Source organism: Photobacterium leiognathi (assembly GCF_030685535.1).
In the GTDB taxonomy this organism is placed as follows: Bacteria; Pseudomonadota; Gammaproteobacteria; order Enterobacterales; family Vibrionaceae; genus Photobacterium; species Photobacterium leiognathi.
Map to the genome: position 1 here is coordinate 3,004,840 of NZ_CP131601.1, position 15,470 is coordinate 3,020,309.

Here is a 15,470-nt window from a genome sequence, read left to right on the forward strand (position 1 = left end):
AACAATTGATAACCGCAACACAAGCGATCATATAAATTATAATTAAATAGCTAAAAGCTGAATTATATATTCATTTGTATGTTTTTCACAAAATACAAAATAGTAACCTTTATGTTATTTGTCAAAATAGAGATGAGAAGATAGCAAATACAAATCTAGACATTAATTTTGTTAATTTATATCTAAAATGCAAAATTAAGTCATAAAGCAGTACAACAAAAATTAACTTAGTTTTTATCAACACTTGCTCGAATTTGGATTTTGTTTATAACCTTATTCTAGCTCACAAAGAGTACAGCTTTGGAGGTAGTAATCAGCTAATAGGTGTACAATTTCTCAATTTTTAATTGGAACGAATACACAATACATAAACTATTGTTTTTATTAGATTTAATTTATGTACAGCTTTCTGAGGAATATTCCAAGTAAACCATGTACAAACATAACAACAATATCGCGGTTTAGATCCCGTCTTTTTTCAGGTATAAAAAAGCCGAGCATTACGCTCGGCTTTAAGAATAACTTAGAGAAGATCTCTAACGTTATGAATGGCTGTCGGGTAGCAGTAGTGTATTGCTACAACCACCGCCCCCTAAGAACCGTACGTGCGAGTTTCCCCGCATACGGCTCAAGTCTTTATAAGCCCGCACTTGCGCACGAGCCAGCAACGGGTGACATTAATCATCACCATACATTTTATCGTGACAATAGTAGCAGCAGTCCGCAGCGTGGTCTCCTGATTCCACTGTATCCTTGATGGCGTCTGTCATCTCTCGCCTAGACTCGAAGAGATCACTTACCTCTCCTGAAGTGTATAGTGTGTTACCTAATCTGTAGGCGTCTTCTATATCTTCATCACCTTGGAATACCGTGCTTTCACAATACTCGCATTGTTGGAGAACTCCTGCTCGTATCGCAATATCGGTGGCTACGCGAAACTTATCCTCTACTTCTTCCATATGTCTTTTGATAATACTCATTAATTACTCCTAGCATGTTCAACGCAGGATCTGATATTAAACCCGATCACTATGTATCGCTGTGAAGTAACCATCGTTATGTATTTTTCTATGACAATTAATATGCAACATCATCAAATTCGAGCTAACGTCCGTGCCGCCATCCACTCTTCTGACTATATGGTGAATATCCCATTCATCTTCCGAATTGAACTGTTGGTGACACACCGCACATTTGTAGTCTTGTCTTTCGACAATCTTCCATAGCTTCCAGTTACCCGCCAAAGATTTCTTCAATCTTTGCATCTTCAGACGTTCAAAGTATTGTTCATCCTCCGGTAAGTAACAATTCGCTGTTGCCCTAATTTTCACATGTTTATCGACTTTCACTCTCGCTGCACTCAACAAGCGGTAGTGACCGTCTTCCCCTTTCGGTTTCGGTGCGCTGAATACCCAGTTTCTGTCGCCCACTGTTTTAAAGTATTTGTCTTTAATCCAGCGCTTACGGCGATTCAAATGTATTCGGCGGCACCACTGCCACAACATTTTCCAGATCCTGTAATCGATATATTTGAATGTCTCACTCGCACATACCCAGCGATGGTAGTTACACCACCCTCTGATCATCGGATTCAACTTCGCTATCACCGCTGAAGCTGGCACCGTTTTATGGCTGTTGAGATAATCTCGTATACCGCGCAGAAAGCTCTTCACGTTTTTCTTTGACGGCTTAATTAACATCTTACCGTCGTATTTACGCAAATTCTGCCCGAGAAAATCGAACCCGTCGTCTATGTGCGTGATCAGCGTTTTTTCTGCTGACAATTGCAATCCCCGTTCTGCCATAAAGGCTTCAACTATTGGTAAGACCTTATCTTCTAGTAGCTCTTTCGAGATCCCCGTGATGATAAAGTCATCTGCATAACGCACATAATTAACCTTAGTTTTGTAACTGGCTTTCGTGTTCTTCTTCCCGAAGTGGGATTCGAGCACCGTTTCCAGTCCGTCTAAGGCCATATTAGCGAGTACAGGTGATATAATCCCACCTTGCGGTGTACCCGCCTCCGTCGAGTTAAACTTCCCAGATTCCATGAATCCAGATTTCAGCCACTTCTTGAGTATCGCCTTATCCAAAGGAATATTGGCGATAAGCCAATCATGGCTGATAAAGTCAAAACACCCTTTGATATCACCCTCTAGTACCCAACGGGCACTAGTCTTACGACTGAGGTTCACGAAACATTGTTCGATCGCATCAGCACAAGAGCGATTTGGGCGAAAGCCATAGCTGTTTCGATCCGCCGTGGTTTCCGATATGGGTTCAAGAGCTAACAAGTATAGTGCCTGCATTGCTCTATCACGCATGGTTGGTATTCCCAACGGTCTACGCTGGTAATTAGCTTTAGGAATATAGACTCGCTTCATCGGTCTGGGCTTATAACCTTTACGCGTCAGCTGATCTATGGCTCCCCACTTCAAAACCGGAGTGTTCCAAATTTCTCCATCAACACCCGGGGTGTTTTTCCCTCTGTTTTCGGTGACACGCCGAATGGCTATCACCTTGGCAGCAAACGAACGAGTTAGCATGCGTTGCAGCTTTTTAACCTGTCTCCAATCAGATTTTAGTGTTGCTTTCGCGATCCTTACCTGTAGCCCCCTCACTCTATGGTGCATCAGTTCCCAGTTAATACTGTGCCAATGCTCCGCCGAGTGGGAGAATGCAGGTAATACGGAAAAATTACTCATCTTGCTCTTCTCCTAGTTGGGCGAACCAAGATCCTAGAGAAAAGACAGAATTATCCCTAGAGGGATAAAATAGCCTTCATCCCTCAGGGTTTAGTTCGAGTTTAACGTCTAAACGTATGTTTGGTGGCTTTACCTGTTTTCACACGATTAAAGACCAGAAAGAAGTCAGCCCGCTTTCACGTGAGGCAAATTTTGAACCTCTATTTCTACCATTACAGTAGAACATTCGCTTTTTCCTTCGTCCTTTACTCTCTTATCCATCAGATCATCTTACGAATCACCTGCCAACAAGGGCGGATAGTAGGGCTTACCGAGTTCCCATGTCTGTACAAAAAATAACTTAGGTGCTGTCTATTCATAGGTGGCTTATAAGCAGTGTATCCCTAGATGTAAAAGAAATAACTATGCCACATACCTTTTGGTTTAAGCGTATCAATACATTTCGCTTAGTGCGGTTGACGGTGTTTAACAACAGTTCACATGTGTTCACCTTATTATCTAGCCTAGCCTCTAAACCTATTGTATTTAGGTTGTCTTAATAAGAACTCACGTTCAATATTAACTGTTTGCACAGGAGTACATTGTTAGGAAGCTTCAGACAATTTGTTACCAAATTTGCCCTATCCCTAGGCTACGATTGACTGCACTATCGGTTCGATAGTTTAACTTCGAACAATACAGACAAGAGCTTAAGTCGTGACTGTCTAAGTTGGTTGTATGATTGGTTAGATCATATTTGGGGAATATTTCTATAAGAATTAATACAGGCTAAGATCAAAATAAACCAAGTAATGATTTTAAGCTTCTCAACATAGAAATATGATTACTGGTGTGGATGGATTTCCATAGTATTTTAGTTTCTCAGTCGAGAAATTAATATTATTGCAGTTAGCAATGTATGAGGATGATCAACTTAAAAGCTTAGGTGTTCCAGATCATCACCTAATTTAGTTTATGAAATACATTAAAAATATCGCAATAAAACCTTAGAGCAGATATGCATCATAATCAATCGATTAAGTACATATTTTGTGATTTAAGTCTTATAGAAAGAGAGCTCTCTGAATCTACTCAATATAATTAACCTTGGATATCAACAGATAACAAGATAACTAAATGCGTAAATATATGGTTAGACTGATATTTAAAACCTATCAAATCTTGTTCCATTAAGAACAGCTTCATTTCAATCGACAATTTATAGATATCTTAATATCAAAATTAATTAGATATAAGAATATTATGACAAAGTTCATGCCATTAGAGGGATTATGGAGAATCCAGATAATATAAATATTCTAAAAAAAACTTAGAAATTATATAGAGTTGCATTACGCAGGTAGTGTTTTAATCAGCTGAAAGCTTGAGTGTTTCAGATTATCACTCAATTCGGTTAGTCAATGAGGTGTTAACCTCATTGACTACCTTAGGCTAGTGGCGATTAATTTTCAACCACTAGAGCGAGAGTCCATTCAAAAGTTTGAACTGGATCTCAGACAGCACGACTCTCGTCGCACTACATCATACCGCCCATGCCACCCATACCGCCCATGCCACCCATATCTGGCATTGCAGGTGTATCAGAAGGCTTATCAGTTACCATCGCTTCTGTTGTGATCATAAGACCAGCTACAGATGCTGCGAACTGAAGTGCTGAACGCGTTACTTTTGTTGGGTCTAGGATACCCATCTCGATCATATCGCCGTACTCGCCAGTTGCCGCGTTGTAACCGTAGTTCGCATCGCCAGCTTTAACGTTGTTAGCAACAACAGATTCTTCATCACCAGCATTCTTAGTGATTTGACGAATAGGAGCTTCCATCGCACGAAGTGCTACGCGAATACCTACGTTTTGCTCTTCGTTATCACCAGTAAGACCAGCTACTTTAGATGCCGCACGGATTAGTGCTACACCACCACCCGCTACAACACCTTCTTCAACTGCTGCGCGAGTTGCGTGTAGTGCATCTTCTACGCGGTCTTTCTTCTCTTTCATTTCAACTTCAGTTGCAGCACCCACTTTGATAACAGCTACGCCGCCAGCAAGTTTAGCTACACGCTCTTGAAGTTTTTCTTTGTCGTAGTCAGAAGTCGCGTCTTCGATTTGTTGACGGATTTGCGCTACACGACCTTGAATCATCGCTTCTTCACCAGAACCGTCGATGATGGTTGTTGTTTCTTTAGTGATAGTGACACGCTTAGCTTGACCAAGATCTTCTAGCTGAACTTTCTCTAGCTCTAGACCGATTTCTTCAGAAATCACAGTACCAGCAGTTAGTACTGCGATATCTTGTAGCATTGCTTTACGACGATCACCGAAACCAGGTGCTTTAACAGCAGCCACTTTCACGATACCACGCATGTTGTTCACAACAAGTGTTGCTAGCGCTTCACCTTCAACGTCTTCTGCAATGATAAGTAGAGGACGAGATGCTTTCGCAACGCCTTCTAGTGCAGGAAGCAATTCACGGATGTTAGATACTTTCTTATCAACCAATAGGATGAATGGGTTCTCTAGATCAACAGAGCCTGCTTCTTGGTTGTTGATGAAGTATGGTGATAGGTAACCACGGTCGAACTGCATACCTTCAACAACGTCTAGTTCGTCTTGAAGTGCTTGACCTTCTTCAACAGTGATAACACCGTCGCGGCCTACTTTTTCCATTGCTTCAGCAATTAGGTTACCTACTGTCGTATCAGAGTTCGCAGAAATCGTACCTACTTGCGCGATTGCTTTGGTATCTGCACATGGTACAGATAGTGCTTTTAGCTCTTCAACAGCAGCAACAACGGCTTTGTCGATACCACGCTTAAGATCCATTGGGTTCATGCCAGCAGCAACGGCTTTCAAACCTTCTTTAATGATCGCTTGTGCAAGTACAGTCGCTGTTGTTGTACCGTCACCAGCAGCATCGTTCGCTTGTGATGCTACTTCTTTTACCATTTGTGCGCCCATGTTCTGGAACTTGTCTTCCAGCTCAATTTCACGCGCTACAGATACACCATCTTTAGTAATAGTTGGTGCACCAAATGATTTGTCTAGTACAACGTTACGGCCTTTAGGACCTAATGTTACTTTTACTGCGTCTGCTAGAATGTTTACACCCTCTAGCATTTTAATTCGTGCGTCGTTACCAAATTTAACGTCTTTAGCAGCCATCTTGCGTTTCCTTTCTTAATTTTTAATTCGAGGTGATCGGATTATTCAACGATTGCCATGATGTCGTTTTCAGACATGATTAGAACTTCTTTGCCGTCGATCTTTTCAGTCTTAGTGCCGTAGCCTTCAGCAAAGATAACAGTGTCGCCAACTTTAACGTCAAGTGGCTGAACAGAACCGTTTTCTAAAATACGACCTTTGCCTACTGCAAGTACTTTGCCGCGAGTAGATTTTTCAGCAGCTGAGCCAGTTAGTACAATACCGCCCGCAGACTTTGATTCAACTTCTTGGCGCTCAACGATAACGCGGTCGTGTAAAGGACGAATATTCATCGGTCGTCTCTCCTGATAATTGGTAATTTCCATACGTGAAGTACAGCCAAACATCTGTTTGGTGACTTTTCTATTACCTAAACATGTTGGGTCAAAGAAGTCAGAACCCAAGGCTTGAGGTCATTTTTTTTCATTATTTATTTGAGAACTTTTGCCCGATCACATTCTTTGCATTAGGGTATGCATGCATCCTTACAATGAGACCGTCATGGAAACCAACACCAAGCTCGATAAACACGGCTTATTATCCGATCCGATCCCAGATGCGCTGATCCGTTTAGCCGTTCCTATGTTGTTCGGCATGATCGCTATTTTGATGTTTAATCTGGTTGATACATTTTTTATTTCTTTACTCGGCACCAATGCGTTAGCCGCAGTCAGTTTTACTTTTCCCGTTACCTTTGGTCTGAACTGTATCACCATGGGAATGAGTGTTGGGATCTCCACCAGCATTGGACGTTTGCTCGGAAGTGGTGATACCAAAAGTGCAGCGAGGCTTACCACGCATGGTTTACTGCTTGCCGTTATTTTAATGGTGTTAGGCTCAACCGTTGGTTGGCTAACAATCGATCCACTCTTTTCCTTAATGGGCGCCAGTGCGGATTTACTGCCAATCATCCACGAATATATGACTGTGTGGTACATCGCTATCCCCTTATTGGTGATCCCAATGACGGGTAACAGTGCAATACGCGCCACAGGAGATGCGAAAAGCCCAGCGAAGATCATGATCATGGCAGGCCTTATTAATGGCATTCTCGATCCTTTATTGATCTTCGGTTATGGCCCATTTCCAGAGCTCGGGGTGAAAGGGGCGGCAATTTCCAGTGGTATTAGCTGGGCTGTCGCATTAACAGCGTCACTGTATTTGCTTCATCGCCGTGAAAAACTGCTAACTGTGCCTGTTTTTCGCAAATTAAAAGCCGATTGGCAGCAAATATTACAAATTGGCGCACCCGCAGGGCTTTCTAATGCACTAAACCCGCTATCCAGCGCACTGTTGATGACACTACTTGCAGCACAAGGCACCGCATCTGTGGCGGCATTTGGCGCAGCAATGCGTATTGAATCAATTTTGGTGATCGGCATGATGGCGTTAGGCTCGGCATTAATGCCGTTTATGGCGCAAAACCTTGGTGCCAAGCAACCCGAACGTGCTTTTAAAGCCTTGTTTACTGCAATGCGCTTTGCGATTTTGTTCCAATTACTGATCTTTATTGCCATGGTGCCATTGAGCATGCCATTGGCAGCACTATTTTCTCAAGACGCCACCGTACGAGCACAGCTATGGCATTATTTATTGGTTGTGCCAGCCAGTTATGGCTTACAAGCAGTGTGTATGTTGTTGATCAGCGCACTGAATGCCTTACATAAAACCGTTAATGCATTAATTTGGAATCTACTGCGTTTGTTTGGTTTCATGCTGCCAAGTGCATGGCTAGGAAGCCTTTATTACGGTACTGAAGGGCTATTTATAGGGATTGCGATTGCTAATATCATTGGTGGTCTTGGTGCTTATTTATATGCGCGACGATTACGAAAATCGACGATATTAGCGACATTTACCTCTTCATAAAATATGAATAGTGTGAATATAAAAAAGGCAGCGAACGCTGCCTTTTTTATTAATAACTTTTTATATGTGTTGAATAAAGACTTACTTTAAACGTGGATTTTTAGGGTTATCATTTTGATCATCTTTACGTTCAAACTCACCATCAAACACATCACCATTGTCATTATGATGATTAAATGGCCCTTGCGAATGACCACCAAAATCAGAATGGAAACCACCACCAAATTGATTAAAGTTACTCTGTACTTTCACTCGCTGCATTAATTGTTGTGCTAACTTCGCACGAAGGTGAGGCAGTAAAATACACATACCTAAGGTGTCCGTCATAAATCCAGGTGTTAATAGTAGAACACAAGCAACCGCCAATAGCACACCTTCAACAATTTCTTGTGCTGGCATTTCGCCTTGCTGCATCTTGCTTTGCACAGACATCAATGTCGCCAAACCTTGACTGCGCACTAATGATGCACCAACCACAGCGGTGATAAAGACCAACATCATGGTCGGCCAAAAGCCTAAAAAGCCGCCCACTTGAATAAATAAGCCAATCTCAATCATTGGCACAGCGATAAATAGCAGCATTAATATCGGGAACACGACGAACCTCTTCTTTTCTATGTCTTCTTGTAAGCCCAGTCCGACTGAGCAACAAGCTACAGTATTGCATGTTTGTGATTTAAATACCGAGCCAAGAACGATAAAAAATCGTTAACAAATGATTCCGTATTTAAATTTGAATATTGTCGAAAAAATCAGATACTCCATCTGAGCAGTTGTTCATATTTTGTTATTTACCTTCATTTTCTATCAGATTCACCCTCTGTTTATTAACAACTTTTGTGAGTTCGATCGCGTTTCCGTGCAAATATTTACAGGTCGTTTTAAAAAGTGATCTGGATTATGTTTTTAGGCAATCAGGGGAGTATTATCAGCATCAATTAAGGTGTCAGGTACGATCATCTTGCTTCAACTTAGCGAAACGGATTCTTTGCTTAAATAGTTGGCTTATTTATTGATTTTATTAAAAGATTCCCAAAGGGCTATATTATGTCTCAGATGATTGATCTTGAAAAAAATAATGAAGCAACACTGAATGTTGCAACTCGAATCGAAGAAGATCTTCTAGGTGAGCGTCACGTTCCTGCTGACGCTTACTGGGGTATCCATACTCTACGTGCAATCGAAAACTTTAATATTTCTAGCACGACTATTTCTGACGTACCTGAATTTGTTCGCGGCATGGTTTTCACTAAGAAAGCAGCTGCTATGGCTAACAAAGAATTAGGCGCAATCCCTTCTGAAGTGGGTAACTACATCGTACAAGCATGTGATCTTATTCTAGAAACAGGTAAGTGCATGGATCAGTTCCCATCTGATGTATACCAAGGTGGTGCGGGCACTTCTGTTAACATGAACACCAACGAAGTGATTGCAAACCTTGCTCTTGAGCTGATGGGCAAAGAGAAAGGCGAATATGACATCGTTAACCCAAACGATCACGTCAACAAATCACAGTCAACTAACTGTGCTTACCCTACTGGTTTCCGTGTTGCTGTATACAACAGCATCATTAACATGCTTGAAGCACTGGACTACCTAAAAACAGCCTTCGATGTGAAAGCAACTGAGTTTGCTAGCATCCTGAAAATGGGTCGTACTCAGCTTCAAGACGCAGTACCAATGACGGTTGGTCAAGAGTTCCACGCTTACAGCGTATTGCTAAAAGAAGAAATTAAGAACCTTCAATACACAGCGCAACTGCTACTTGAAGTAAACCTAGGTGCTACAGCTATCGGTACTGGTCTAAACGCGGCTACAGGTTACCAACACCTTGCAGTTCAACGCCTTGCAGAGATCACAGGCTTACCAGTAACACCTGCTGAAGATCTGATTGAAGCAACGTCTGACTGTGGCGCTTACGTAATGGTTCACGGCGCACTAAAACGTACTGCGGTGAAACTATCTAAGATCTGTAACGACCTACGTCTACTGTCTTCTGGTCCTCGTGCTGGTTTGAACGAAATCAACCTACCAGAAATGCAAGCAGGCTCATCTATCATGCCTGCTAAAGTAAACCCAGTTATTCCTGAAGTGGTTAACCAAGTTTGCTTTAAAGTGATCGGTAACGATACAACAGTTACTTTTGCAGCAGAAGCTGGTCAGCTTCAGCTAAACGTAATGGAGCCAGTGATTGGTCAAGCTCTGTTTGAATCAATCAGCCTACTTAAGAATGCATGTATCAACCTACGTGATAAGTGCATCGAAGGTATCACTGTGAATAAAGACGTATGTGAAAGCTACGTATTTAACTCTATCGGTATCGTAACTTACCTAAACCCATTCATTGGTCACCACGAAGGCGATATCGTTGGTAAGATCTGTGCAGAAACAGGTAAGAGCGTACGAGAAGTGGTTCTAGAGCGCGGTCTACTGACTGAAGAGCAATTAGATGATATCTTCTCTATCGAAAACTTAATGCACCCTCAATACAAAGCGCAGCGCTACAGCTAAGCGTTTCGCTCTCTGAGAAATAAGCGGATTTTCACTTGAGGATCCGCTTTTTTTTGTGAATTTTTTTGTTTTTACCTCATCTTTTTTATTTTTAACTTATATTTTTAACTTTCAAACAGGAAAAAAATCTATGACGGGAATAGAACTCTTTGTCGTACTTGCCTTTATCTTTTTAGGGGCAAGGATCGGCGGTATCGGTATTGGCTTTGCTAGTGGTGCAGGTGTCATTGTGTTGTCATTGGTACTCGGTGTACCCACCAGCCAATCATTCATCCCTGTTGATGTGATCTTAATTATCATGTCAGTGATCACCGCCATTGCCGCAATGCAAGTCGCTGGCGGTATGGACTGGTTAGTTCAGCTGGCAGAAGATTTCCTTCGTAAAAACCCTAAACGTATTACCTTCTACGCACCTATCGTAACTTACTTAATGACAGTGATGGCAGGTACTGGACACACAGCATTCTCAACCCTACCTGTGATTGCTGAAGTTGCAAAAGGTCAAGGCATTCGCCCTTCACGTCCCCTTTCTATCGCTGTTATCGCTTCACAAATCGCGATCACCGCTTCCCCAATTTCTGCAGCCGTTGTGTTCTTCTCAGGTATTCTTGAGCCTATCGGTGTGAGCTACATTACTCTGCTTGCTATTTGTATCCCAACTACCTTTATCGCTTGTATGGTTGGCGCATTCGTCGCGAACTTCATGGGTTGTGAACTAAAAGACGATCCTATTTACCAAGAGCGTCTAGCCAAAGGATTAGTGAGTGAAGAAAACACCACTCGTCGTGAAATCAAACCTGAAGCAAAACGCGCAACATACATTTTCCTAGCTGCGATTATTTTCGTGGTGTGTTACGCAGCGGCGATCTCTCACTCTATTGGCTTGATTGAAAACCCAACTCTAGGTCGTAACGAAGCAATCATGTCGGTGATGCTAACAGCAGCTGCAGCAACAGTTTGGTTATGTAAGATTGATGCATCAAAAATTGCATCAGCACCAACATTCCGCTCAGGTATGACAGCATGTATCTGTGTACTAGGTGTGGCATGGCTTGGCTCAACATTTGTTAACGCACACGTTGATGGCATTAAAGAGTTTGCCGGCTCACTACTTAGCGATTATCCATGGATGCTAGCGCTGATCTTATTCTTTGCTTCAATGCTACTGTACTCACAAGGTGCAACCACCACCGCACTGATGCCAGCAGCATTAGCCATTGGTGTCGCACCACTAACAATGATTGCTTCATTTGCAGCAGTAAGTGCGCTGTTCGTACTACCAACGTACCCAACGCTACTTGCAGCCGTTGAGATGGATGATACTGGCTCAACGCGTATAGGTAACCTTGTGTTTAACCACCCGTTCTTTATTCCAGGTGTGGTCACTATTTTCACTTCTGTCGCACTTGGTTTTATCTTCGGTGGCTTCTTACTGTAAGCACAACCTGCGATACTGACTTAAAAAGATTGCTCTCGGGCAATCTTTTTTTTGTCCTAACTTTGACATACCCGACGCCAATAATAAGAATTTCTTGCTAAGCTGATAGCACATTCCAGACACAAGAGTTATCACTATGATGTTATTAACGAATTACCCGATAATCATGGCTATAACGATAATTTGCATTCTCTTATCTTGCGTCACCCTTTGGTTTATTTGCCGCCATCCTATCCCTTATAAAGGACTCTACAGTATTGGGCTTGGGATCATCATCGGTCTTTGTTCTATTTTCCTCTTTACCACCATCAAACATTTAGAGCGCCAAGCAAGCCTAACTCCAACGCCAACCTTTATTGCCGTTCACTCTATTGATGATTTGGAATTAGCCTTAGCAGAAGCTGCAAGCCAGCACCAATCGATACTGTTAGATGTCACTGCCGATTGGTGTACCCCTTGTATCGCTTATAAAAAAGAAATTTTTCCTGCACCTGAAGTGGCTAAACAGCTCAATCAGTACACCTTATTAGAAGCGAATGTCACAGCCAATACCCCACAAGATCTGGCATTAATGCAACAGCTCAATGTCATTGGTTTTCCAACCTTATTGTTCTGGGATAGCAAGGGAGAAGCAGCTCCCCAAGCACAAGTTACTGGCTTTATGGATGCCAATGACTTTAGTGAACATCTCCGCCAACAAGCGCTACACATCCAATAATCATTGCACCCAATATCCTTATAAAAATAGGCGCATTTAACAAAAAACTGTGCTGAGTTACACGCAAGACGAGCGAGAGAGGATCAATATCTGATCTTTATGGTATGAAAATTGCGCAGTCATATTTGCCATGCTAGCGTTAGCCATATTAATAACAAAAATAAAGTACTGCTATGGAAGCTCAGCACACTATCGTTATCGCCGATGATCATCCTCTGTTTCGAAATGCCCTGTTCCAATCTGTCCACATGGCGATTAGCGGTGCAAACCTTCTTGAAGCAGATTCACTCGATTCATTGCTCTCTCTCCTCGAAAAAGAGCCCGACGTTGATTTACTGTTACTCGATCTAAAAATGCCCGGTGCCAATGGCATGTCGGGGCTGATTCAATTACGCCAACAATACCCAGAGCTTCCTACGGTGGTGATCTCTGCCAGTGAAGAGGAAAAAGTGATCCGCCAAGTACATAGTCATGGTGCATTTGGTTTTATTCCTAAATCCAGTGATATGCGTGCGCTGATCTCAGCATTAAATCAGGTATTAGATGGCGAACCCTTTTTTCCTGATAACATCAGCGAAAATAATCAGGCTTACCGTGATTTAGCCGATAAAATTGCCACGCTTACACCACAGCAATACAAAGTATTAGGCATGTTATCTGACGGGCAACTCAATAAGCAGATCGCTTATGATTTGAATGTCTCTGAAGCGACAATTAAAGCCCATATGACAGCGATATTTCGCAAGCTTGATGTTAAAAATCGCACCCAAGCCGTTATTTTGCTCCAGCAACTCGATCTCGATGAGTGAAACGTTAGACTTTAGGCTAACAATGATCTGCATTTAAAAGTAAAAAGCGATTTATTACTCACAAAAACGCCCAAATATGGGCGTTTTTGCTTTTTTAGCCTCGACTAAAGTTGCACTGATAGAACGGAGTTTCATTGCTATTGTTTCTTTTGCAACAATTTATTAACAATAGATTTCGTATTAATAATGCGTGAAGGAGATAACAATGGCGTTCGCATCCAAGGAGCAAGCTCAGGCCTATTGGAAACAAAATCTCAGTATTATGGGATCGCTACTCGCAATCTGGTTTGCCGTGTCATATGGCGCGGGGATCTTATTTGTTGATGCCCTTAATACCATTCAAATTGGTGGCTTTAAATTAGGTTTCTGGTTCTCACAACAAGGCGCTATCTATACCTTTGTTGCCCTGATCTTCGTTTATGTGGTTCGCATGAACGCACTCGATCGTAAATTCAACGTGCAAGAAGATTAAGGAAAGCGAATATGGATATTCAAACTTGGACCTTTATTTTAGTCGGCATTACCTTCGCCCTGTATATCGGCATTGCTATTTGGGCTCGCGCAGGCTCAACCAGTGAATTCTATGTGGCAGGCGGTGGTGTTCACCCTGTCGCTAACGGCATGGCTACCGCAGCGGACTGGATGTCAGCGGCATCATTTATTTCTATGGCAGGGATCATCTCGTTCATTGGCTATGACGGTGGTGTTTACCTGATGGGTTGGACTGGCGGCTACGTCCTCCTTGCCCTTTGTCTTGCTCCTTATTTACGAAAATTTGGCAAATTCACGGTGCCAGATTTCATCGGCGATCGTTACTACTCTAAAACTGCCCGCATGGTGGCTGTGTTCTGTGCCATTTTTGTTTCATTCACTTATGTAGCAGGCCAGATGCGTGGGGTTGGTGTGGTATTCGCCCGTTTCCTCGAAGTTGATATCAACATGGGGATCATCATAGGGATGGGGATCGTGTTCTTCTATGCCGTGATGGGGGGCATGAAAGGGATCACCTACACGCAAGTTGCTCAGTACTGTGTGCTTATCTTTGCCTTCATGGTACCAGCAATCTTCACCTCTCTGATGATGACAGGATCGCCTATTCCACAGTTTGGCTTGGGTTCAACCGTCAATGGTTCTGAAACTTACCTACTTGAAAAACTCGATGGCTTAACCACTGAACTTGGCTTTACCGCCTACACAGATGGCTCTAAGAGCATGGTTGATGTGTTCTTTATCTGTGCCGCATTGATGGTAGGTACCGCAGGTCTACCACACGTGATTATCCGTTTCTTTACTGTACCAAAAGTAAAAGACGCTCGCGTATCAGCAGGTTGGGCATTAGTCTTTATCGCTATCCTTTACACCACGGCTCCTGCTGTTGCGGCCTTTGCTCGTGTCAATATGATCGATACGATTAACGGCCCAGAAATGAAAGGTGTCCCTGCCGAGCAAGCCCCTAGCTGGGTGAAAAACTGGGAAAAAACAGGCCTAGTGGCATGGGAAGATAAGAACAACGACGGCAAGATGTTTTACTCAGGCGATGATCGTAATGAGATGACCATCAACCGCGACATCATTGTATTAGCAAGCCCAGAGCTGGCGAAATTACCAAACTGGGTAGTGGCACTATTGGCAGCAGGTGGTCTTGCAGCAGCATTATCAACCGCAGCAGGCTTACTACTGGTTATCTCTACGTCCATTTCACACGATTTATTGAAGAAAGGCTTTAAGCCGAACATGACCGATAAACAAGAGCTACTCGCCGCCCGAATAGGTGCAGCCATTGCGATTGTCGGCGCAGGTTACTTAGGTATTAACCCACCAGGCTTTGTGGCGCAGGTAGTAGCCTTCTCCTTTGGCTTAGCCGCAGCCTCTTTCTTCCCTGCGATTATTCTTGGCATTTTCTATAAGAAGATGAATAAAGAAGGTGCAATTGCAGGCATGATTTCAGGTATTACTTTCACTGCAGCTTACATTATTTACTTCAAGTTTATTAATCCTGCAGCAAGTACACCTGACAACTGGTTCTTTGGTATTAGCCCTGAAGGCATCGGTACATTGGGTATGTGTCTAAACTTTGTTGTTGCCATTGTGGTGAACAAGTTTACCGCTGAAGTCCCTAACGATGTGCAAGAGATGGTGGAATCTATCCGCTTCCCTCAAGGCTCAGGTGCAGCCCAAGATCACTAAGCAACTCATCACTTCTCCTTAGCTATACTTCCCT

General features: G+C 42.7%; 12 protein-coding genes. 7 read left to right on the forward strand and 5 right to left on the reverse strand.

All coding sequences use genetic code 11. The annotated features are described in order from the left end of the window. Positions 1-677 precede the first annotated feature (677 nt). The 4 genes from Q7674_RS20620 to Q7674_RS20635 all read right to left on the reverse strand — a co-directional run bounded on the left by Q7674_RS20620 (position 678) and on the right by Q7674_RS20635 (position 6,197). Complete coding sequence (locus Q7674_RS20620) at positions 678-980, reverse strand: Ea8.5 family phage-derived protein (RefSeq protein ID WP_045065584.1); 303 nt, start codon at positions 978-980, stop codon at positions 678-680. A gap of 36 nt (positions 981-1,016) precedes the next feature. Next, positions 1,017-2,705 carry a group II intron reverse transcriptase/maturase gene (gene ltrA, locus Q7674_RS20625; RefSeq protein WP_305423240.1) on the reverse strand — a complete coding sequence of 563 codons (1,689 nt, stop codon included), beginning with the start codon at positions 2,703-2,705 and terminating at the stop codon, positions 1,017-1,019. Positions 2,706-4,221: 1,516 nt separating this feature from the next. Next, a complete protein-coding gene (groL, locus tag Q7674_RS20630) occupies positions 4,222-5,865 on the reverse strand; it encodes a chaperonin GroEL (protein ID WP_023932144.1) in 1,644 nt (547 codons plus the stop codon). 41 nt (positions 5,866-5,906) lie between these two features. Beyond that, entirely contained in the window at positions 5,907-6,197 is a 291-nt protein-coding gene (locus Q7674_RS20635; RefSeq protein WP_005372610.1) for a co-chaperone GroES, read from the reverse strand. 208 nt (positions 6,198-6,405) lie between these two features. On the opposite strand from Q7674_RS20635, the gene Q7674_RS20640 reads away from it, so the two are divergent. After that, a complete protein-coding gene (locus tag Q7674_RS20640) occupies positions 6,406-7,773 on the forward strand; it encodes an MATE family efflux transporter (RefSeq protein ID WP_045065581.1) in 1,368 nt (455 codons plus the stop codon). Positions 7,774-7,854: 81 nt separating this feature from the next. Here the strand turns inward: Q7674_RS20640 and Q7674_RS20645 are convergent, their stop codons facing one another. Beyond that, complete coding sequence (locus Q7674_RS20645) at positions 7,855-8,370, reverse strand: FxsA family protein (protein ID WP_305423242.1); 516 nt, start codon at positions 8,368-8,370, stop codon at positions 7,855-7,857. A gap of 450 nt (positions 8,371-8,820) precedes the next feature. Between Q7674_RS20645 and aspA the strand changes: the two genes are divergently transcribed. The 6 genes from aspA to Q7674_RS20675 all read left to right on the forward strand — a co-directional run bounded on the left by aspA (position 8,821) and on the right by Q7674_RS20675 (position 15,436). Then, positions 8,821-10,284: an aspartate ammonia-lyase gene (aspA, locus tag Q7674_RS20650; protein WP_008986065.1), complete on the forward strand. Its 1,464-nt coding sequence runs from the start codon at positions 8,821-8,823 to the stop codon at positions 10,282-10,284. Between the two features lie 130 nt (positions 10,285-10,414). Further along, on the forward strand, positions 10,415-11,722 hold the full coding sequence (locus Q7674_RS20655) for an anaerobic C4-dicarboxylate transporter (protein ID WP_305423244.1): 1,308 nt from the start codon (positions 10,415-10,417) through the stop codon (positions 11,720-11,722). 166 nt (positions 11,723-11,888) lie between these two features. Continuing rightward, positions 11,889-12,440: a thioredoxin fold domain-containing protein gene (locus Q7674_RS20660; RefSeq protein ID WP_305423246.1), complete on the forward strand. Its 552-nt coding sequence runs from the start codon at positions 11,889-11,891 to the stop codon at positions 12,438-12,440. Between the two features lie 173 nt (positions 12,441-12,613). Continuing rightward, complete coding sequence (locus tag Q7674_RS20665; RefSeq protein ID WP_008986062.1) at positions 12,614-13,249, forward strand: response regulator transcription factor; 636 nt, start codon at positions 12,614-12,616, stop codon at positions 13,247-13,249. Positions 13,250-13,454: 205 nt separating this feature from the next. After that, positions 13,455-13,721 carry a DUF4212 domain-containing protein gene (locus Q7674_RS20670; protein ID WP_008986061.1) on the forward strand — a complete coding sequence of 89 codons (267 nt, stop codon included), beginning with the start codon at positions 13,455-13,457 and terminating at the stop codon, positions 13,719-13,721. Between the two features lie 11 nt (positions 13,722-13,732). Continuing rightward, positions 13,733-15,436, forward strand: a complete 1,704-nt coding sequence (locus Q7674_RS20675; protein WP_045071167.1) for a sodium:solute symporter family protein — start codon at positions 13,733-13,735, stop codon at positions 15,434-15,436. Positions 15,437-15,470: the final 34 nt, after the last annotated feature.

What these genes read in the sequence shown, in the direction of transcription:
- Q7674_RS20620 (WP_045065584.1), bottom strand. Translation starts at nt 980, where the DNA reads ATGAGTATTATCAAAAGACATATGGAAGAAGTAGAGGATAAGTTTCGC.
- ltrA (WP_305423240.1), bottom strand. Translation starts at nt 2,705, where the DNA reads ATGAGTAATTTTTCCGTATTACCTGCATTCTCCCACTCGGCGGAGCAT.
- groL (WP_023932144.1), bottom strand. Translation starts at nt 5,865, where the DNA reads ATGGCTGCTAAAGACGTTAAATTTGGTAACGACGCACGAATTAAAATG.
- Q7674_RS20635 (WP_005372610.1), bottom strand. Translation starts at nt 6,197, where the DNA reads ATGAATATTCGTCCTTTACACGACCGCGTTATCGTTGAGCGCCAAGAA.
- Q7674_RS20640 (WP_045065581.1), top strand. Translation starts at nt 6,406, where the DNA reads ATGGAAACCAACACCAAGCTCGATAAACACGGCTTATTATCCGATCCG.
- aspA (WP_008986065.1), top strand. Translation starts at nt 8,821, where the DNA reads ATGTCTCAGATGATTGATCTTGAAAAAAATAATGAAGCAACACTGAAT.
- Q7674_RS20655 (WP_305423244.1), top strand. Translation starts at nt 10,415, where the DNA reads ATGACGGGAATAGAACTCTTTGTCGTACTTGCCTTTATCTTTTTAGGG.
- Q7674_RS20660 (WP_305423246.1), top strand. Translation starts at nt 11,889, where the DNA reads ATGGCTATAACGATAATTTGCATTCTCTTATCTTGCGTCACCCTTTGG.
- Q7674_RS20665 (WP_008986062.1), top strand. Translation starts at nt 12,614, where the DNA reads ATGGAAGCTCAGCACACTATCGTTATCGCCGATGATCATCCTCTGTTT.
- Q7674_RS20670 (WP_008986061.1), top strand. Translation starts at nt 13,455, where the DNA reads ATGGCGTTCGCATCCAAGGAGCAAGCTCAGGCCTATTGGAAACAAAAT.
- Q7674_RS20675 (WP_045071167.1), top strand. Translation starts at nt 13,733, where the DNA reads ATGGATATTCAAACTTGGACCTTTATTTTAGTCGGCATTACCTTCGCC.